Below are 18508 nucleotides of genomic sequence, written 5' to 3'. Positions count from 1 at the left end.
CGATAGCCGGGATAGCGAACGACAGCGGGCATGTCCATCGTGTGGGTGACCGCGAGCGGCTCAGCGTCCAGCTGCTTCCGCCACGCCCGCCGGCTCGACCTCGACGGCTACCTCGAGGCACTCGCCCGCCGGCACACCATCGCCTCGGCCTGGTCCCAGTTCACCGCGCACACCCACGCCGTGCTCGGGCCCGTCTCGACGCAGCCGGTCCCGCGGGTGCCCTTCGACCTGGCCGGGCCGGACAACACCGACGAACTCTGGCACGCCCACCGCCTGGTCGTCACCGCCAACCTGCTCGGACTGCCCGCCGTATCCGTGCCCGTCGGCACCACCGCGGGTGGCCTGCCACAGGGCGTACAGATCATCGCCGGGCGGTATCACGAAGCGCTCTGCCTGCGCCTGGCCGGCATCCTGGAGGACGCCGGGCCGACACTCACCCCGATCGATCCCCGAACGGCGCACTGAGGAACTATCCAGTACCTGGTCCGGGGGACGTGGTCATCCTCGCCTGCCGATCCAGCAGCGAATCTAAGAAAGTTTCTGGCCGCTGGAGTCGATGGTCCACGGAATCGTCCCGATGATTGGGCAACGCGAGCAGCGCAGCTGGGATCACCATGCCCGCTGGCAGGAGACATTCATTGACGCCTATGCAGGAAAGGCGTAGCGTCCGGACGAGAAACTTTCGCACGGGTGTCGCAGGCTTGCCGGGCCGGCAGAGCGTGCGACGTCTCGCGTGGGGCAGCGGGCAGCATCCCTCGGACGGGTCCACGGTGACCGCCCGGAACATCACCTACAACGGCAGCCTGGCCGCCGGCGCCAGCACCACCTTCGGCGTACTCGGGCAGTGGCTCGCCACGAACGTCCCCCCGGCCCTCAGTTGCGCGGCAACGACCTGACTCCGCGATCCCGGTCCGGCCCACCGGGCCGGGATCCCGACTCCGGCAAGGAGGAATGCTGATGGATCCGCAGCGCTCACGAAGAACCCGCCTCCGGGTGGGTCTGGTCGCCGGCGGCGTGGCCGCACTGCTGGTGGCCTGGGCAATGGCGGCTGTCAGCGCGCAAGCGGCGGCGGGTTGCCGGGTGGCGTACGCGGTGTCGGCGCAGTGGCAGGGCGGCTTCACCGCCGGCGTGACCGTGACCAACCTCGGCGAGCCGATCAACGGCTGGAGTCTGGCGTGGACGTTCCCGTCCGGCCAGCGGGTCACCCAGGCGTGGAACGCGACGGTCACCTCCGCCGGCGACCGGGCCACCGCGACGAACGCCGGCTACAACGCGGCCATCGCGACCAGCGCGTCGGTCTCCTTCGGCTTCAACGGGTCCTGGTCGGGCAGCAACGCGACACCGGCCTCCTTCGCGCTCAACGGCGTCACCTGCACCGGCAACGTCGACGGTACGGCGTCGCCGTCCCCCGGCCAGTCGGCGAGCACGTCACCCTCGGCCTCGGCCTCGGCGTCGCCGTCGACACCGCCGCAGTCCGGCACCGCGATGGCGACCGTGGCGGCGATGCAGCCCGGCTGGAACCTGGGCAACACGTTCGACGCCATCCCGGACGAGACCGCGTGGGGCAACCCCCTCACCACCCAGACCCTGCTGCACCACGTGCGGTCGCAGGGCTACAACAGCATCCGGATCCCGGTGACGTGGAGCAACCACCACGGCCCGGCGCCGGACTACGCCATCGACCCGGCCTGGCTCAACCGCATCCGCCAGGTCGTCGACTGGTCCCTGGCCGAGGGCCTCTACGTGATGATCAACCTCCATCACGACTCCTGGCAGTGGATCAACACCTATCCCGGGGACCGCGCGGGCGTGCTCGCGAGGTATGACGCGTTGTGGACCCAGCTCGCCGCCGCGTTCCGCGACCACTCGGCGCGGCTGGTGTTCGAGAGCATCAACGAGCCGCAGTTCACCGGCACCTCCGGCGACGCGCAGGGCGACCAGCTGGTGCAGGAGCTCAACGCCGACTTCGTCCGGCTGGTCCGCCGGTCGGGCGGGAACAACGCCACCCGGCTGCTGGTGCTGCCGACCCTGCACACCAGCGGGGAGCAGGCCCGGCTGGACGCGCTGACGGCGACGTTCGACCAGTTGCGCGATCCCAACCTCGCCGCGACCGTCCACTTCTACGGATGGTGGCCGTTCAGCGTCAACATCGCCGGCGGCACCCGCTACAACGCCGCTGTGGAACAGGACCTGACCGGGACCTTCGACCGGGTCCGCGACACCTTCGTCGCCCGCGGGATCCCGGTCATCATCGGGGAATGGGCCCTGCTCAACTGGGACCACAACCGGCCCGGCGTCATCGAGCGCGGCGAGTTCCTGAAGTTCATCGAGGCCGTCGGCTACCACGCCCGGACCCGGAACCTCACCACCATGGTGTGGGACGCCGGCCAGTTCCTGAACCGCGACGAGCTGCGCTGGCGAGACCCGGGTGTCTTCGCCATGATGAAGACGGGCTGGACGACCCGCTCGGCCACCGCGTCCTCGGATCAGGTGTACGTGCCCCGCAGCGGCGCCATCACCAGCAAGACGCTCACCCTCAACCTCAACGGCACGTCCTTTCAGGGTCTGCGGCAGGGCAACACCGATCTCGTCAACGGCACCGACTACACGGTGTCCGGCAGCACGCTCACCCTGACCGCGGCGGCCGTGACCCGGCTGGCCGGCAACCGGGCCTACGGCGTCAACGCCACCATCGAGGCACGCTTCTCGGCGGGCCTGCCGTGGTCGATCAGCATCATCTCCTTCGACCCGCCGACCCAGGGGAACGCGACCGGCACCACGAGCGCGCTCGCCATCCCCACCCAGTTCCGCGGCGACCAGCTCGCCACCATGGAGGCCAGGTACGCCGACGGCACCCCCGCCGGCCCGGCCAACTGGACTTCCTACAAGGAGTTCTGGACCCACTTCCAGCCCGACTACACCGCCGGCACGATCACGTTGAAACCCGAGTTCTTCAACGAGGTCAACGACGGCCGGGTCACCCTGACCTTCCACTTCTGGAGCGGCACCCAGATCACCTACGTCATCACCAAGAACGGCACCTCGGTAACGGGCAGCGCCAGCTGAGGAGCTGACCGGGGCACGGCGTCACCCGCTGGGTGGCGCCGTGCTGTTCCGGACGGTCAGCGTCGTGGCGATCTCCAGGCCGATCTGCGGCGCCTGCTCGCCGCGGCCCAGGGACATCGCCAGCTCGGTGGCCGCCACGGCCATCTCGGTGAGCGGCTGGTGCACGGTGGTCAGCGGCGGCTCCACCCACGCCACCACCGGCAGGTCGTCGAAGCCCACCACGCTCAGGTCCTCCGGAATGCGCAGCCCGGCCTTCCGCGCGGCCTGGTAGACCCCGAGCGCCTGCAGGTCGTTGGACGCGAAGATCGCCGTCGGGCGCTCCGGGCGGGCCAGCAGGCGGGCCGCCGCCGCGCAGCCGTCCTCCCTGGTCAGGTCGGCATGCACCAGCAGCTCGGGTCCGGCGGACAGGCCCGCCGCCTCCATCGCCGACCGATAGCCGTCCTGCCGGGCCCGGCAGCACAGCACGTGATCCGGACCGCTGATCATCGCGATCCGGCGATGGCCGAGCCCGAGGAGATGACGGGTCGCCGCGCGGCCACCGCTCCAGTTCGTGGCGCCGACGAACGGGACGTCGTCCGGCAGCTCGCCGGTGGGGTCGAACACGACGAACGGGATCCCCTTCGCCGTGAGCTCCGCACGCTCGGCCGCGGAGAGCTGTGCCACGGACAGCACGCAGTGTGGCCGCCGGGCGACCGTGTCGTCCCACGCCGTAGGCACGGTCGAGTCGTGCAGGCCGAAGTTGGACACCAGCACGCCCGCCCGGTGCCGGCGGGCCACCCGCTCGACGCCGCGAATGATCTCCACGGCCCACAGGCTCTCCAGCTCCCGGAACACGAGCTCCACCACGTTGCTGCGGTGCGCCGCGACCGGCTTGCGGTACTTGTGCCGGTTGACCAGATCCTCGACGCGGGCCCGGGTGTCCGCCGAGACGCCCGACCGCCCGTTGATCACCTTCGACACGGTGGGCACCGAGACGCCGGCCGACTCGGCGATGTAGGCGATGGTCACCGGCCTGGACGGGTCGCCGCCGCGGTGGCCGCCGTCCGGCGCCCGACCTTGAGATCCGTCACTCATCGGAGCCGCCGTTCGGGCCGGCGTCGGCGGGCTCGTAGTCGAACCAGTCGAAGTGGACGGTGCCCGCAGCGGCGTACATGCCGATGACGCGACCGGTGAAACCGCCGGCGACCTCGGTGGACAGATACCGGCCGTCGAGCGCGCCGAGCGTCGCCATGGTGCCGTCCGGCTCCTCGACCCCGAAGGACAGCGTGTCGGGACCGCTGCGAGCATCGCGCACCGACTCCGTCGCGGTCACCTCGATCCGGAGCACCACGGCTCCGGTGGGCACCGGCCGCCGCGCGACGACGGATCGCAGCGGCCCGATGCGGCTGATCAGCAGCGCCTCGCCGGCCGCCACCTCGATCTCGTAGTGGTGGTGCTCGTCCAGGCGTACGGCGAGGCCGCCGCGGCCCGCCGCCGGATCGACCAGCGCGCGCACCCGGCAGGACAGGTGCTGCTGGCGGCGGCCGACGAAGGTCACGTCGAGATCGTCGAGCGACCCGCCGCCGCCGTGCAGGGTCAGCCAGCCGGTCCGCTCCTTGGTCGTGCAGAGATCCGCGGGGCGCTGCCGCAGCGAGATCCAGCGCGGGTGCAGCTCGCTGAGATCGAAATCGTCGCGAACGGGGTCGGCCCGGCCCGGCAGCAACGGCCAGGCCGGCACGGGCGGCGCGGTCGACAACCCGCCGACGACCGGCCAGCCGTCGACCCAGCTCACCGGCGCGAGAAACGTCTCCCGGCCGAGCACGTGCCAGCCCGGCGTGCCGCCGCGCGGCCGCACCCCGAGCAGCACCATCCACCAGGAGTCGTCGGGCGCCCGCACCAGGTCGGCGTGCCCGGTGTTCTGGATCGGGTGCTCGGTGCCGCGGTGGGTGAGGATCGGGTTCGCCGGGCACGGCTCGAACGGGCCCGCGGGCGTGCGGCCACGGGCGATGGAGACGCCGTGGCCCCGCTCCGTGCCGCCCTCGGCGATGAGCAGGTACCAGTACTCGCCGATCCGGTACAGGTGGGGCGCTTCCGGGGCCTTGGCGCCCGGCGTGCCCGACCAGATCCGGCGCGGCTCGCCGAACGACTCCCCGGTGTGCGGATCGATCCGCACCTGTCCCACGCCGGCGTACGTGCACCAGCAGTTGCCGTCCTCGTCCCAGGCCAGGTCCGGATCGATGCCGGCCACGCCGGGCAACCGGATCGGGTCGGACCAGGGTCCGGCCGGGTCCGTAGCCGTCACCAGCAGATTGCCGTCACCCTGCACGTTCGTGGTGATCAGCCAGAAGCGGCCGTCGTGGTGGCGCAGCGTGGGCGCGTAGATTCCGCCCGACGAGACGGTGCCCGGCGGCAGGCGCAGCTGGGCCGGCCGGTCGAGAGCGTTGCCGAGCTGGGTCCAATGCACCAGATCCCGGCTGTGGAGGATCGGTACGCCGGGGAAGTATTCGAAGCTGGAACAGGCCAGGTAGTAGTCCGCGCCGACCCGGCAGACGCTCGGATCGGGATGGAACCCGGAGAGCACCGGGTTGGCGAAGACGTCGGCCATGAATCCTCGAAACTTTCCAGAGAATGCCACGAAAAGCGTAAAGGGAGCGTAGTGAGAGCCAGCGACGAAGGTCAATGGCACGCTCCGGTGGGCACCAGCCGGCACAACCATCGCCTACCTTCCCGGCGGCGTCGTGCGGGTGCTCTTCGAGCCGTGGGCGAAGCTCACCGGCACCGACCCGGCCGGCATCCGCTGGGTCACCATGCCGGCCCAGCAGATGGCTCAGGGGCTGACCGCCGGGAGCATCGACGCGGCCACCCAGTTCATCGTCGGCCGGCCCGGTGTCGAGGCGGCCGCGAAGGGGCCCGCAGATCATGGTGGGCCTGAAGACCGCGATGCCGCTGGCCGTGATCGGTGCCCTGGTGGGCGAGTGGTTCGGGGCGACCGCCGGGCTCGGCTTCGTGATCCAGAACGCGGGCGCGGACACGGCCCTGGCGTTCGCCGCGATCGCCCTGCTGGCGCTGATGAGCATCGCGCTCTTCTACGCGCTGGTGCTGCTGGAGAGCCGCCTGGTGCCGTGGGTGCGGCACACCACCGCCTGAGGCCGGTCAGGACGGCACGGCGGGCGGCTTCGTCGCGCGCTCGCGCCGATATCGCGACGGTGGCGTGTCGTAGCGATCGAGGAAGGCCTGCCGGAGCGACTCCGTGGAGCCGAAGCCGCACCGTCGCGTCACCGCGGTGAGGGGCAACCGCGTCGACACGAGCAGCTGCGCCGCCGCCTCGGTGCGGACCCGCCGCACGTACTGCGCGGGAGTCTCGCGGACGGCCACGAGGAACAGACGCGACAGGTGCCGTTCGCTGACGCCGGCCCGCCGGGCCAGCGTCGCCACGCTCAGGTCGTGGTCGGGGTGGCTCACGATGTGGCCGGTGATGCGCCGCACCAGCAGGTCCTCGGTGGTGCCGGGGCCCAGGAACATGCTCATCTGGGCCTGACCGCCGGGCCGCTGCAGATAGGCGACCGTGCCCAGCGCGACGCCGCGGGCGAGCGCCACACCGTGATCCTCCTCGATGAAGGACAGGGTCAGATCGAGGGCGCTGGTGACGCCGCCGGAGGTCGCGATGTCACCGTCGCGGATGTAGATCGGGCAGGGGTCGACCAGCACATCGGGGTAGCGGTGCGCCAGCCGCGCGGCGAACCGCCAGTGCGTGGTGGCGCGGCGGTTGGCCAGCAGACCGGCCTCCGCGAGCACCGTCGACCCGGTGCAGACCGACGCCACCCGGCGCGCGAGCGTGGCCAGCCGGCGCACGTGGCCGACCAGCAGCGGGCTCGCCGCCGCCGCCTCGTGGCCCAGGCCGCCGGAGACCAGCAGCGTGTCCAGCGGCTCGTTGAACCGCTCCAGGCTCGCGCCGGCGCACAGCCGCAGCCCGGAGTCGCAGGTGATGTCGCGCTTGCCGGGGGTGGCGAGGACCGTCCGGTAAGGAGGATCGGCGCCGATCCGGTTGGCGATCTGCAGCGCGGAGGTCACGCAGGCGATATCGAGCAGCTCGGCGCTGTCGTAGCCGACGACCAGGAACGCCCGTTCGTCCATGCCGGAGAACCTACCATACCCTTGGGGGGTATGGGTACAGACGACTTTAGAATTCTGGAGTATTGGAGTACCGTACCGGCATGGATGCCGAGACCGCCCGAGCGCTCACCGACCTCGCCGAGCGGGTCGCCGCGCTGGAGGCCGCGGCCTCCGCGCGGGCCCGGCCGCCGGCCGACACGCAGGTGGTCGAGCAGCTGGTGCATCGCCTGGAGGGCGACGGCAAAGCGGAAACCCTGGTGTACGCGGGGGTCGGCGGTTGGGACGGTCAGACGCTGGCGTGGCAGGTCGAGCGCGACTGGGCGGAGATCCGCTCCGCACCGCCCGAGCACAGCGCCACCGTGCTGGCCGCGCTGGCCAACCCGACCCGGGTGCGGATCGCCGTCGAGCTGCTGCGGCACGGCCGCACCACCGCGGAGCTGGCCAAGCGGCTGGACCAGCCCTCGTCCGGGCAGCTGTTCCACCACCTCAAGGAGCTGTTGGCCGCCGGCGTCATCCACCAGCCGGAGCGCGGCACCTACGCCGTGCGCCACCAGCACGTCATCCCGCTCCTCGCGGTCCTGTCCGCCGTGATGGATCTTCGCCCGTCCGTGTCCTGGGAGGAACAGTGACCCTGACGTCCCGATCCGCGATCACCGACCTGGTGCGGGAATACCACCGCCGGACCCGCGCGCCGGGCATCGGGGTGGCGCTGGTGCCCGCGGTGGGAGAGCCGCTCGTCGTGGTGCGCGGCGAACGGGTCCGCGGCGGCGGCGTCCCGGTCGAGGTCACCGACCGGTGGCACATCGGATCGTGCATGAAGGCGATGACGGCCACGGCGGTGGCCCGGTTCGTGGAGCGTGACCGGTTGCGGTGGTCCACCCCGGTGTCGGAGCTGCTCGACACCGCGTCCGCCCACCCGGGCTGGCGGGAGGTCTCCCTCGCCGAGGTGCTCACCCACACGGCCGGGATGCCGGCCAACCCCACCCCGGCCGAGCTGCGGGCCGCACTGGCCGATCCCACGCCGCCACCGGTCCAGCGGGCCCGCCTGGCCGAGGAGACGCTGGCCCGCGCGCCGGCGAGCCCGGGCCGGTTCCGCTACTCCAACCTCGGCTACGCCATCGCCGGTGCGGCGCTGGAGCGGATCGCCGGGGAGCCCTTCGAGGAGGTGCTCGCCGCCGAGCTGCTCCGGCCGCTGAGGATCACCAGCGCCGGGTTCGGGCCGCCCGGGCCGCGGCAGCCCTGGGGTCACCGCGCCCGCTGGTCCGCCCTGGGCCTCGGTCTGGGCCGCGGCCCCGCCGTCGACCCCGCCGGCACGTCGCTCAGCCACCCGCCCGACAACGCCACCGTCCTGACACCGGCCGGCCGCCTGCACCTGAGCCTGCACGACTGGTCGGCATTCATTCGCACCTTCCTGGACACGCCGGACCGGCTGCTGAGCACGCAGTCGCTGGACCGGCTGACCACCCGCCCAGCGGGACCGAAGACCGAGCAGGCGATGGGATGGTGGACACCCGGGGACGGGCCGCTCCGTGATCGCGTCGCCTACGCCCAGCAAGGATCCAACGCCCGGTGGGTGGCCACCGCCGCGGTCTCCGCGGACCGGTCCACAGCGGCCCTGGTGGCCTGCAACGACGGGCGCACCCGGATGCTCACCAGCTCGCTGGGCCTCGCGATCGACCTGCTCGCCGCGGGCCGGGCAGCGCCGCACCCGGATCGAGGGCAACCGTGACCACCGCTCAACCCAGTGCGGACCCCGCCGCGCCTTCACGGAGCCGTTCCTGAGCCGGGCGTGGCCAAGGGGCGTGCGAGTTCCGGCGTCGCCCCGGCGACGAAGGCCAGGGCCTGCTCGACGCTCATGTCCGGCGCCGTGTAGTAGCGGCCGCCCGCGGCCGTCGCGACGCCGACCGTCATCCGGCCGCCCCAGCGCTGGAGAATCGACTGCTCGAAGGTCCAGCCGATCACCGCGCGCCGCTGCAACGCCACGGTGCGGCGGCGCAGCACGCCACGGCGGACGACGAGGTACCGCCCGGCGAGTCCGTGACCCAGTGACCGGTACGCCACCACGGCGGCCGGCAGTGTCAGCGGCACCAGAGTCAGCGGAAGCGGCCACACCCAGTCCGGGAGCGCGCCGGCGAGGCCGAACAGCAGCAGCGCCCCGGACGCGAGCGCCGGGCCGTACACCGCCCAGCCGAGCCGCCGTACGAGCGCACCCCGCGGATGCCGGTGCAGCGCCGTCTCCAATGGCCGGCTGCCGTCAGGCAGGATTTTCGCGGCGAGGTCGCGGGCCTCGCCCAGCCGGATCCGGGGCAGGACGCCGCTGGTCGCGGACTCGCCGACCTGGCGCAGCCCGGTCGCGATCACCTTGGTTTCGGTGAGCCGCAGCCAGCGCCACGCCAGCGGCTCCTCGAACGCGATCCCGCGCAGCCGCTCGTCGGTGCGCTGCACGGTCTGCGTGTTCAGCAGGCCCCGGCGCGTCACCAGGGCCGTGTCCGGCGGTGTGCCCTTGCGGACCAGCTCGAAGTTCCAGTATCCCAGCAGGAACGCGCCGGTCGTGACCGCGATTCCGATCGGGTACGCGATCACCAGGGCGAGAGCGACGTTCCAGCCCAGCCCGCGCGACTCCCAGCCCGACAACCCGCGCCCGAGGTCGACCAGGTCGACGCCGACCGGGCGCAGGAGCCAGTACGCGCCGAAGAGCGGGCTGGCGACGGCGAACACCGACCAGACCGTGACGACGTTCAGCGGCACCCAGTCCCGGCGCAGGCGGGCGATGACCGTCTCCGGATCCCGCGCCCCGGGCTCCGGCGTCGCGCCCGGCGCCTGCTCCGGCCTGAGATCCGTCGTCACGCCCGGCAGCGGGCCCGGCGTCACGCCCGGCAGCGCGCCTGGCACCGCGCTCGGCAGCGCGCCCGGCATGAGCTCCTGCTGGAGCCGGACGGCGTGCTGGTGGTCCAGGCCGTCGAGCTTGAAGGACGACTCGGACTCGCCGGAGCCGATGTGGACGGTACGGAGGCCCAGCAGCCGGGGCAGCACCCGTGCCGAGCTGTCGACGCCGCGGATCCGGTCCCGGGCGACGATCCGGTGCTTGCGGGCCAGCCAGCCGCTGCGCATCTCCACCCGCTGCGGGGTGATCCGGTAGCGGGTCGTCCGCCAGCGGATGAGATCGATGAGGGCGCCGAGGAGCCCGGCGCAGGAGCCGGCGATCAACGGCCACACCGGGTCGTCGCGAAGTACGGTGCCGAGATAGCCGGTGGCCAGCGAGAGCGCCACCCGGATCAGGTCGAGGTAGACGACGCGGACGCTGAGGCGCCGCCAGGGCTCCTCGGCGGGAGCTCGCGCGGTCACGTGGCATCGCCCCCGGTCGCCGCGGCCACCTCGCGCAGCCGGTCCACGGTCGCCTCGGCGATCCGCACGTCCAGGCCCTCGATCATGACCTTGCCTTCCGACGACGCGGTCGTGACCGTGATGGTGGCGAGCCCCAGGCACCGCTGGATCAGCCCGATCTCGGTGTCGATGCTCTGGATCCGGGAGATCGGCACGATCTGCCACTTCCGGGTCAGCCAGCCGCCGAGCGCGTACACCGCGTCGTCGGTGGCCTCCCAGCGGTGCACGAGGTATCGCCAGGTCGGCATGACGGCGATGTTGACCGCGTAGATCGGGCCGGCGACGAGCAGGACCGGGCCGAGCCACGGGCGGGTGCTCTCCGCGTACCCGTGGATGGCACCCAGCGTGCCCAGCACGCCGACCGCCCAGAGCAGGGCCTGCAGGGTCCGCCAGGCGATGAAGCGCCGGTCCAGCCGGTGCCGGGGCGGCCGGAGCCGAAGGCCGTCGACCGGCTCCGGACGGGGCGGTGAGATGTCGGCCATCTGCCCATCGTGACCAGACCCGCCAAACCGGCTACGCGTGGCCGCCCACGGTCACCGTGCCGATGGTCAGCCGGGGTTCGCACTCCAGGATCTCGCCGATCCGGTCGACCCGGTCGGCGAGCTCGCGGCGCCCGGCGCCGGTGAGCGGGGTGAGCATCTCGACCGTGACGCTCAGCCCGCGCCCGGAGCGGCGACCGTGCCAGACGCCGGCCACGGTGCCGTCGATGAGCACCACCGGGAAGTTGCCGGCCTGGCCGCCGGCGAGCGCGCGTTGCGCGGCGGGTCCGGGAAAGACCCGCTCACGCGGGTGGCAGCCGACGGTGTAAGCGTCGAAGTATGGCAACAACCGCACCCCGTGCGGCGGCGCGGGCGGCGGCGCCGTGTCGCCGGCACGGACCCAAGCGGGGCTGCCGGCGACCTCGACCTGTTCCAGTTCGCCGGCGAGGGACTCGAACAATTCGGTCGCCCAGCGGCGAGGCGCGGACAGCCATTGCGCGAACTGCCGGGGTGTGGCCGGGCCGTACGCGTGCAGATATCGCCGGACCAGGCCGGCGAGGGCGTCGGGGGCGGGGACCGGCTGGAATTCGGGTAGCCACCGCCGTGGGCTGGTGTACGTGACCTTCCGCCCGCGGTTCGGGCCGAAACACAGCGCCCCGCGGTGCGCGGCCAGGTGCAGGGCCTGCCGCCAGCGCGGCCACATGCCCCCGAAGGCCGGCATCACCGGGTCGGCGGCCCAGGGGCCGGTGCGGGCGGCCACCTCGGCGCCGAGCTCGTCGATGGTCAGTTCCGCGCCGGCCAGCGCCGCCGCGATCGCGGCGACGACCTCGTCGGTCTGGTCGGGGGTCAGCCGCACGTCGCCGGGCATGACGGTCGCGGACGGTGGGATCGCGCCGAGCGCGCTGGTCCACAACGGCAGCTCACGGGTCGCCAGCAGGTGCACGGTGCCGCGCGGCCCGAACGTCTTGACCAGACTCCGCTCGCGCCACAGCGCATCGGCGACATCGGCCCGGGTGGCACCGGGGACGCGCAGCCCGATCGACACCTCGGCGGCGGACAGCACCTGAGCATGCGCGCCGCACATGGCGGCGACGGCATCAGCGGGTTTGCCGTCGCCTACCGGGGCGGACAGCCCGTGCCGGTCAAGGCGCCGGCCACACACGTCGGACCAGGACAGCCGCGGCACGGCCGTGGAACGGTTGGTCATGACGGCAGCCTAGGAGGCGAAGAGGACACATTCCGTCCTATCCGACCGGTCGGCGCCCGCCTGATCGGCGGCGATCAAGCCTTCGACCAGACGGGCCCTGACGCGGATGCGGTGGCCTATCTCTCGCAGGAGACGTTGACCTGGGCGCGGAAGATGTGCCCGAAGTAGGGGTCGTTGAAGACTTCGAAGATCTGCGGCTCCCCGGACAGCGTGCATGCGCCGTAGTAGCCCTCGGACTGCGCCGAGTTCCGCGCGTCGTCGAACGCGCCCTGGATGGCGTTCTGCGCGGTGAGGCCGCGCCCCGCGCCACAGAACAAGGGGCTGGCCGTCGCCGGTGAGGCGACCAGCATGACCAGCGCCGTGGCGCCGGCCGCCGCGGCGAGACCCGCTCCGGCGCGGTGGCTCCAGCGTGGGTTCATCGATGTGATCCTCTCTCTCGGGTTGTGCGATGCCATCTGGGAATACCCCACGGCAGCCCGAATCGTTCAGCCGGGACATCGCGTGTCATTGATCCGTTGTCGGCGATCACCGGTGGGCGGGAGCGCGATCGCGGTTGAGCGCTGCCCCGTCCTTCCCTCTCGTTTCCGGTGGCCGGCCGCTACCGGGCCAGGAAGTGCCAGCCGAGCCAGAGCCAGGCACCGAAGACGACGACGCGCCCGCCACGCGAGCGCAGGGCCGCGGCCAGCGTTGTAGAGAATGGCCGCACGCCCGATCCCGCTCGCCGGGCGTACCGGTCGACGGTGATCGCCAGGGCCAGGATCGCGGCGAAGCCGGCGATGATGACCGCGCGCGGTGTCATCGGCTCACCAGCCACACGCCGGAGCCGACCCACACCAGATAGCCGAGCACCCGGCCGGGGTAGGTGCTCAGCACCGGATCGGCGAGCGTGCTCAGCGTCGGGTACGCGGAATCGTCCGGACCCAGCCAGAGGCCGAGCTCGAAGGCCGCGGCCAGCCCGGCCAAGCCCAGCCACACCGCCGCCGAGCGTGCGCCGGCCGACCGCGCGCGGCGGGGCCGGCGGCGCACACCGAGCCAGCACAGCGGTGTCCCCGCGAGGAGAACGGCGCCGAGAGCGGGACCGGTCAGGGGCCGGCACACGGCCGCAAGCAGCGCGTATGCGACGACGGCGCCGACGATCACGGCACGGCGGCGCCGTTCCGGCCACGGCCGCGCACCCTGCACGCTCGCCTCAGGCGCCGGGTCCACCCCGGCATTGTCACCCATGTCCTCGACGACCACCTGGCCGAAGGAGCTCAGCACACCCGAGGTCAGCGGGGCTCAGGCCCACCGAGAGCTGCCGTCGTCGCCCGGACGATGAGCTTCGTGGTCAGGCGGATGTCGTCGGTCGCCAAGGGCTGGCGCGCGATGAGGGACAGCAGCGCCCGGGTGCCCGCCCGGCCCATGTCGTGCAGCGGTTGCCGCACGGTGGTCAGCGGCGGGGTGCTGTGTGCCGCCTGCGGCAGGTCGTCGAAGCCGACGATCGAGACGTCCTCGGGCACGCGGAGCCCGAGCGTCCGGGCGGCGTCGAGGGCGCCGAAGGCTATCGGATCCGCGCCGCAGACGATGGCGGTGGGACGCTGCGTCGTCAGCAGCTGCCTGGCCGCGTGTACGCCGCCCTGGTGGTTGAAGTTGGACGACGCCACCAGGGCGGGGTCCGGCTGGAAGCCGGCCAGCCGGATGGCGTCGGCGTAACCCCGGTAGCGCAGCTCGGTGCTCTCGTGGTCTTCCTCGCCGCGGATGTAGGCGATGCGCCGGTGGCCGGCCTCGAGGAGGTGGTCGGTGCCGGCCCGTACGCCGTCGTAGTTGTCGACCGTCACCCTGGGCAGGTCCAGGTCGAGGCGCCGCGGATCGATGACCACGACCGGGAGCTCGCCCGCCCGGACTTCCCGCACCGTCTCCGGCTCGAGGACGGGGGCGATGAGCAGCAGCCCGTCGACGAGACCGTTGGCGAAGAACGCGATCCGGTCGCGCTCCCGGATGGCGTCGAGGGAGGCGTTCAACAGCAGCTCACGTTCGTCGTCGGCGATCTCCTCGGCGATGCCACGGACGATTTCGAGGCTGTAGTCGCCGGTCAGATCCAGGGTGAGAACGCCGATGAGGCCGGTGCCGCCGCGCTTGCCGTTGCGGGCGCTGGGCGGGGTGTAGCCGAGCCGCTCCACCACATCGAGGACGCGCTGGCGGGTCGGCTCCGACGCGCCGGGGCGCGCGTTGATGACGTTGGAGACGGTCATGGCCGACACGCCGGCCTCCGCGGCGACCTGCGCGATCGTGACTCTCGGGGTGGGCATGATCATCGTCCGGTCCGGGCCACTTTGGTGCCTGATCGTACCGCCTGCCCCGGCGTGCTCCGGGCCGGCGGCCCCCCGCCGCGCCGGGCCGGGTTGCCGGGTCATTTGAGCACTGGGAGCTGGACGGTGGCAAAGGCGTGCGGCGGGAGCTGGACGCGCAGCAGTCCGCCCTCGATCCGCGCCTCGTCGAGCGCCCGGGGGCGTACGGCTCGCGGGTCCTGCGGGGTGTTGTGCGCGGTGAGCGACTCGGCGGTGAGCACGGTCGCCGTGGGGGTGCCGAGGTGTGCGCCGCGCAGGTCGAGCTCGACGGCGAGGCCCCGGTCGGCGTCGAGGTTGGTCAGCGAGATCAGCACCTGGCCGTCCCGGCGGCTGGCGGTGGCGTGGAAGGTCGCCAGGTCGGTGCCCGCGACCCGGCGTACGGGTGGCGGCGCCGGCAGCCGGACGGCCAGCGAGTCGGCGTCCTGGTGGTCCTTGTTCATGGCGAAGACGTGGTAGCTGGGGGTCAGGACGAGCGCCTCGCCGTCGGTCAGCAGCATGGCCTGCAGGACGTTGACGGTCTGCGCGATGTTGGCCATGACGAGGCGGTCGGCGTGCCGGTGGAAGGCGTCGAGATGCAGGCTCGCGACGAGCGCGTCGCGCAGGGTGTTCTGCTGGAACAGGAAGCCCGGATGGGTGCCCGGCTCGACGTCGTGCCAGGTGCCCCACTCGTCCAGGACCAGGCCGACGGTCTTGTCCGGGTCGTACACGTCCATGATCCGGGCGTGCCCGGCGAGGACCTCCTCGATGCGGGCCGCCTTGGCCATCGTCCAGTAGTACTCCTCGCGGTCGAACCGGGTGGCGCTGCCCTTGTGCTCCCAGGAGCCGGAAACCGTGTAGTGGTGCAGGGAGATCGCCTGAAAGGTGCCGGCGCCGTGTCCTCCGGCGGTGGTGGAGCTGAGCGTGCGGCCCAGCGCCTTCATCAGCACCTCGGTCCAGCGGTAGTCGTCGCTGTTGGCGCCGGCCGCGATCCGGTAGAGGTGGTTGCCGCCGTGGTCGCGGCTGTAGGTCCCGAAGACGCGCGCGAGGTCGGCGTACGCCTCAGCGCGCATCCCGCCGCCACAGCCCCACGGTTCGTTGCCCAGGCCCCAGAACCGCACCCGCCAAGGCTCGTCGCGGCCGTTCGCCCGGCGCAGCGCGGCCATCGGGCTGTCGTCGGCGCGGGTGAGGTATTCGGCCCACTCGCCGGCCTCGCGGACGCTGCCGCTGCCGACGTTGATCGCGATGTAGGGCTCGGCGCCGAGCAGGTCGCACAGGGCCATGAACTCGTGGGTGCCGAAGCTGTTGTCCTCGACGACGTCGCCCCAGTGGCTGTTGACCATCCGCGGCCGGTGCTCGCGGGGGCCGATCCCGTCGCGCCAGTGGTATTCGTCGGCGAAGCAGCCGCCGGGCCAGCGCAGGTTCGGTATCCCGAGATCCCGCAGCGCCCGCACGACGTCGAGCCGGATGCCGCCCTCGTTCGGGATGGCGGAGTCCGCACCGACGAAGAATCCACCGTAGACGCAGCGGCCGAGGTGCTCGGCGAAGTGGCCGTAGACGTGCCGGCTGATCCGCGGCCCGGGCAGGTCGACGTCGATGACGCCGCGCACCGGGGCCAGCTCGGCCTCCTCCGGGCTGGCCCGGGGCGCGGGAGTGGCCTCGCGCCAGGTGTGCCGCGCCTCGACCCGGACGTGGTCGACGGCGAGCAGCTGCCCCGGGCTCGCGGCGGCGCGCTCGGCCGCGTCCGCGGGCAGGTGGACGGGCGAATCCGCCGGCAGGGGCAGGATGTGCAGCGTGACCTCCGAGGCGGGGGTGCAGCCGGCGTCCCGGAGGCTGACCAGCCAGGTCGAGCCGTCCCAGAAGCGGTCGGTGACCGGACGGCCGTCGACCCGCACCTGCGCCACGTCTCCGGCCCACTCGATGCGGAGCAGCGCGTCCAGCTCGGGCCGGCCCGCCCACGCGGGCAGGCGCAGCCGATAGACGGCGGCCAGCGAGTCGAAGACGGCGGCCGAGGGCGCGGACTGGCGGGACTCCCGCCGGCCGTAGCCGGCGGGAACCGCGCTGCCCGCCGGCCGCTGCGGCGTTGTGGGCACCTCCGCGGCGAGGTCGCGAGCCTCGCCGTGCAGCGGCAGCGGTCGGAACGCCCGCCGCGCCGGGTCGTAGACCAGGACGTCGGGTGCGGGGCCGGTGGTCCTCGCGACGACCCGGCCGTCCGCACCCCAGCCGAGGTCGGCCCCGGACAGCATCAGCCGGCGACCGGCCTCGCCGCCGGTCTCATCGACCCATGCGATGCCGGCGTCCGTGGCGGACAGCACGAGGACGTCGAGCGTGCGTGCACCGCGGCGCAGCCGCACCGGCTCCCGGGCGGGTTCGACGGTGTGCACGGCTCGGCCCGGGCCGCCCTCGGTGGGGACAGCGAGCTCCACCGGGATGCCCGGCTCGGCGCAGAGCACCAGCGTCGGGATCTCGCCCGGCAGGACGGTGAGCACGGACGCGGTGGCCCAGTCGACGCGTACGCCCCGCACGTCCAGCGCGACCGGCCACCGGGCCAGCGTCCCGGGCGGGATGTCGACCGGCCGGGAGGGAAGCAGAACTTGCTCTGCTTCCCTAGTCACCTGGAACCGGGCGCCCCGGTAGGTCGGCAGCGCGACATACGGCTGGTGCCAGGCCAGGAAGAGGAACCCGCCGCGCAGCGCCCACCGCAGCGTGGTGGTGTCGTCCACATTCTCCGGCAGCACCTCCGGCAGGCTGCTGGGCGCCTGGGCCAGTTGCGGGCCGAACGCGGCGAGGAACGCATGCTGACGCCGCAGCTCGGCGTGGCTCGCCGCGAGGGTGCCGGCTTCGCCGATGGGAGCGTGGAAGTCATAGCCGAGCGGTGGCATGTCGTTCGGATAGCCGGTGGCGTGGGATTCCTGGGTGCCGTGCTCGCTGGGCGGGTTCGTGCCACCGGCGTACATGTAGTAGCCCTGCCAGACCGAGCCGTTGCCGATCTTGCAGTGGGCGACGGCCGCGATGTCGAGGGCCGACGGCAGCGGCCGGCGGTGATACGCGGTGGCCATGCCACCGCCCAGCTCGCACGTGGCGGGCGGATATGTCCGCGGCTCGCGCGCCGGGCCGATGTCGCCGGTGCGCAGGTCCGCGCCGATGCCGGGATCGTCCCAGCGGTGTGAGAAGAAGAAGTGCTGCCGGAAGGACGGGTCCCAGGACGCGCCTGCGTCGGTCCAGAAGCCGTCGCCGTAGCCGCCGTACAGCGGCATGACCTCCGCCGCCGGAAGCTTGGCGCCGCCCCAGGCCGTGGCCGTCCACAGTGCCGCGGACAGCCCCGCGGCACGGGCCAGGCGCTTGAGGGTGACCAGGTGATCCGGCTGGTCGTAGAGCTCGTTCTCCAGCTGAATCGCCAGCACGGTGGCCGGCGTGCACCGCCCGGCCACCGCCACGCCGAGCTGACCGAACCATTCGCGGACGAGCGCCAGATAGCCGGGATCGTCGCTGCGGTGGGCGACCGGCGCCCGCTGCACCCAGTCGGGGAAGCCGCCGTTGCGGATCTCGGCGTGGACCCAGGGCCCGATGCGGAGCACGACCTCCAGGCCGGTGGCGCGGCACAGGTCCACGAACGCGGCGAGGTCGCGGTTGCCGTCGAAGATCGGCGCGCCCCGGTGGGCGACGTGGTGGATCCAGGGCACGTAGCTGGAGACCACGGTGATGCCGCCCGAGCGCATGAGCCGCAGCCGCTCCTCCCACCGGTCCCGGGGCACCCGGCTGTAGTGCAGCTCCCCGGAGACCGGGATCCAGGGCTGCCCGTCCCGGCGCAGGAACCGGCTGGTGAGCGACAGTCCCGGCCGCTGGTCCTCGTCATTGCCCAGCCGCGGCTCCCGCGACGGCGCCGGCCACAGGCGCTGACGGACGGCGAGCGGGACGGACGGCGCCTGCGCGGCCGAGCGCATGAGGTGCTCCTAGTCGTCGAGGGGGTGTCGACC

General features: G+C 72.8%; 17 protein-coding genes. 6 read left to right on the top strand and 11 right to left on the bottom strand.

What is annotated here, in order from left to right:
• The first annotated feature begins 30 nt into the window (after window positions 1-30).
• The 3 genes from DMB66_RS26555 to DMB66_RS26545 all read left to right on the top strand — a co-directional run bounded on the left by DMB66_RS26555 (window position 31) and on the right by DMB66_RS26545 (window position 3066).
• Window positions 31-465, top strand: a complete 435-nt coding sequence (locus DMB66_RS26555; RefSeq protein ID WP_125806835.1) for an amidase family protein — start codon at window positions 31-33, stop codon at window positions 463-465.
• A 254-nt stretch (window positions 466-719) separates the two neighbouring features.
• Window positions 720-896, top strand: coding sequence for a cellulose binding domain-containing protein (locus tag DMB66_RS62740; RefSeq protein WP_199752636.1), 177 nt, complete (start codon window positions 720-722; stop codon window positions 894-896).
• Window positions 897-957: 61 nt separating this feature from the next.
• Window positions 958-3066: a cellulase family glycosylhydrolase gene (locus DMB66_RS26545; RefSeq protein ID WP_125806833.1), complete on the top strand. Its 2109-nt coding sequence runs from the start codon at window positions 958-960 to the stop codon at window positions 3064-3066.
• 21 nt (window positions 3067-3087) lie between these two features.
• On the opposite strand, the gene DMB66_RS26540 is transcribed toward DMB66_RS26545, so the two are convergent.
• Both DMB66_RS26540 and DMB66_RS26535 read right to left on the bottom strand, forming a co-directional pair.
• Window positions 3088-4140 carry a LacI family DNA-binding transcriptional regulator gene (locus DMB66_RS26540; RefSeq protein ID WP_125806832.1) on the bottom strand — a complete coding sequence of 351 codons (1053 nt, stop codon included), beginning with the start codon at window positions 4138-4140 and terminating at the stop codon, window positions 3088-3090.
• Window positions 4133-5650, bottom strand: a complete 1518-nt coding sequence (locus DMB66_RS26535; protein WP_125806831.1) for a glycoside hydrolase family 43 protein — start codon at window positions 5648-5650, stop codon at window positions 4133-4135. Before DMB66_RS26535 ends, DMB66_RS26540 begins: the two co-directional genes overlap by 8 nt.
• 314 nt (window positions 5651-5964) lie before the next feature.
• Between DMB66_RS26535 and DMB66_RS26530 the strand changes: the two genes are divergently transcribed.
• Window positions 5965-6192, top strand: a complete 228-nt coding sequence (locus DMB66_RS26530) for a hypothetical protein (RefSeq protein WP_125806830.1) — start codon at window positions 5965-5967, stop codon at window positions 6190-6192.
• A 6-nt stretch (window positions 6193-6198) separates the two neighbouring features.
• On the opposite strand, the gene DMB66_RS26525 is transcribed toward DMB66_RS26530, so the two are convergent.
• Complete coding sequence (locus DMB66_RS26525; protein WP_125806829.1) at window positions 6199-7179, bottom strand: GlxA family transcriptional regulator; 981 nt, start codon at window positions 7177-7179, stop codon at window positions 6199-6201.
• Between the two features lie 80 nt (window positions 7180-7259).
• On the opposite strand from DMB66_RS26525, the gene DMB66_RS26520 reads away from it, so the two are divergent.
• A complete protein-coding gene (locus DMB66_RS26520) occupies window positions 7260-7787 on the top strand; it encodes a helix-turn-helix transcriptional regulator (RefSeq protein WP_125806828.1) in 528 nt (175 codons plus the stop codon).
• The gene (locus DMB66_RS26515; RefSeq protein WP_158647366.1) at window positions 7784-8887 is read left to right on the top strand and encodes a serine hydrolase; all 1104 of its coding nucleotides are present in this window, start codon (window positions 7784-7786) and stop codon (window positions 8885-8887) included. The genes DMB66_RS26520 and DMB66_RS26515 overlap by 4 nt, the downstream gene beginning before the upstream one ends.
• A 35-nt stretch (window positions 8888-8922) precedes the next feature.
• On the opposite strand, the gene DMB66_RS26510 is transcribed toward DMB66_RS26515, so the two are convergent.
• From DMB66_RS26510 to DMB66_RS64045, 8 genes are all read right to left on the bottom strand, one after another.
• The gene (locus DMB66_RS26510) at window positions 8923-10503 is read right to left on the bottom strand and encodes a PH domain-containing protein (RefSeq protein ID WP_125806826.1); all 1581 of its coding nucleotides are present in this window, start codon (window positions 10501-10503) and stop codon (window positions 8923-8925) included.
• A complete protein-coding gene (locus DMB66_RS26505) occupies window positions 10500-11024 on the bottom strand; it encodes a PH domain-containing protein (RefSeq protein WP_125806825.1) in 525 nt (174 codons plus the stop codon). Before DMB66_RS26505 ends, DMB66_RS26510 begins: the two co-directional genes overlap by 4 nt.
• Window positions 11025-11055: 31 nt before the next feature.
• Window positions 11056-12228, bottom strand: coding sequence for a winged helix DNA-binding domain-containing protein (locus tag DMB66_RS26500; protein ID WP_125806824.1), 1173 nt, complete (start codon window positions 12226-12228; stop codon window positions 11056-11058).
• A 116-nt stretch (window positions 12229-12344) separates the two neighbouring features.
• On the bottom strand, window positions 12345-12647 hold the full coding sequence (locus DMB66_RS26495) for a hypothetical protein (RefSeq protein ID WP_125806823.1): 303 nt from the start codon (window positions 12645-12647) through the stop codon (window positions 12345-12347).
• 179 nt (window positions 12648-12826) lie between these two features.
• Window positions 12827-13027, bottom strand: coding sequence for a DUF6186 family protein (locus DMB66_RS26490; protein ID WP_125806822.1), 201 nt, complete (start codon window positions 13025-13027; stop codon window positions 12827-12829).
• Complete coding sequence (locus DMB66_RS26485; RefSeq protein WP_125806821.1) at window positions 13024-13488, bottom strand: hypothetical protein; 465 nt, start codon at window positions 13486-13488, stop codon at window positions 13024-13026. Before DMB66_RS26485 ends, DMB66_RS26490 begins: the two co-directional genes overlap by 4 nt.
• Window positions 13489-13496: 8 nt before the next feature.
• Window positions 13497-14516 carry a LacI family DNA-binding transcriptional regulator gene (locus DMB66_RS26480; protein WP_125806820.1) on the bottom strand — a complete coding sequence of 340 codons (1020 nt, stop codon included), beginning with the start codon at window positions 14514-14516 and terminating at the stop codon, window positions 13497-13499.
• 101 nt (window positions 14517-14617) lie between these two features.
• Complete coding sequence (locus DMB66_RS64045; RefSeq protein WP_233624850.1) at window positions 14618-18475, bottom strand: alpha-L-arabinofuranosidase C-terminal domain-containing protein; 3858 nt, start codon at window positions 18473-18475, stop codon at window positions 14618-14620.
• Between the last annotated feature and the right edge of the window lie 33 nt (window positions 18476-18508).

The sequence above is a fragment of the Actinoplanes sp. ATCC 53533 genome (genome assembly GCF_003947245.1).
The sequence above is the reverse complement of the archived record's forward strand: the minus strand, read 5'-3'. Positions and strand labels throughout refer to the sequence as shown.

What these genes read in the sequence shown, in the direction of transcription:
- DMB66_RS26555 (WP_125806835.1), top strand. Translation starts at nt 31, where the DNA reads ATGTCCATCGTGTGGGTGACCGCGAGCGGCTCAGCGTCCAGCTGCTTC.
- DMB66_RS26545 (WP_125806833.1), top strand. Translation starts at nt 958, where the DNA reads ATGGATCCGCAGCGCTCACGAAGAACCCGCCTCCGGGTGGGTCTGGTC.
- DMB66_RS26540 (WP_125806832.1), bottom strand. Translation starts at nt 4,140, where the DNA reads ATGAGTGACGGATCTCAAGGTCGGGCGCCGGACGGCGGCCACCGCGGC.
- DMB66_RS26535 (WP_125806831.1), bottom strand. Translation starts at nt 5,650, where the DNA reads ATGGCCGACGTCTTCGCCAACCCGGTGCTCTCCGGGTTCCATCCCGAT.
- DMB66_RS26530 (WP_125806830.1), top strand. Translation starts at nt 5,965, where the DNA reads ATGGTGGGCCTGAAGACCGCGATGCCGCTGGCCGTGATCGGTGCCCTG.
- DMB66_RS26525 (WP_125806829.1), bottom strand. Translation starts at nt 7,179, where the DNA reads ATGGACGAACGGGCGTTCCTGGTCGTCGGCTACGACAGCGCCGAGCTG.
- DMB66_RS26520 (WP_125806828.1), top strand. Translation starts at nt 7,260, where the DNA reads ATGGATGCCGAGACCGCCCGAGCGCTCACCGACCTCGCCGAGCGGGTC.
- DMB66_RS26505 (WP_125806825.1), bottom strand. Translation starts at nt 11,024, where the DNA reads ATGGCCGACATCTCACCGCCCCGTCCGGAGCCGGTCGACGGCCTTCGG.
- DMB66_RS26500 (WP_125806824.1), bottom strand. Translation starts at nt 12,228, where the DNA reads ATGACCAACCGTTCCACGGCCGTGCCGCGGCTGTCCTGGTCCGACGTG.
- DMB66_RS26495 (WP_125806823.1), bottom strand. Translation starts at nt 12,647, where the DNA reads ATGAACCCACGCTGGAGCCACCGCGCCGGAGCGGGTCTCGCCGCGGCG.
- DMB66_RS26490 (WP_125806822.1), bottom strand. Translation starts at nt 13,027, where the DNA reads ATGACACCGCGCGCGGTCATCATCGCCGGCTTCGCCGCGATCCTGGCC.
- DMB66_RS26480 (WP_125806820.1), bottom strand. Translation starts at nt 14,516, where the DNA reads ATGCCCACCCCGAGAGTCACGATCGCGCAGGTCGCCGCGGAGGCCGGC.
- DMB66_RS64045 (WP_233624850.1), bottom strand. Translation starts at nt 18,475, where the DNA reads ATGCGCTCGGCCGCGCAGGCGCCGTCCGTCCCGCTCGCCGTCCGTCAG.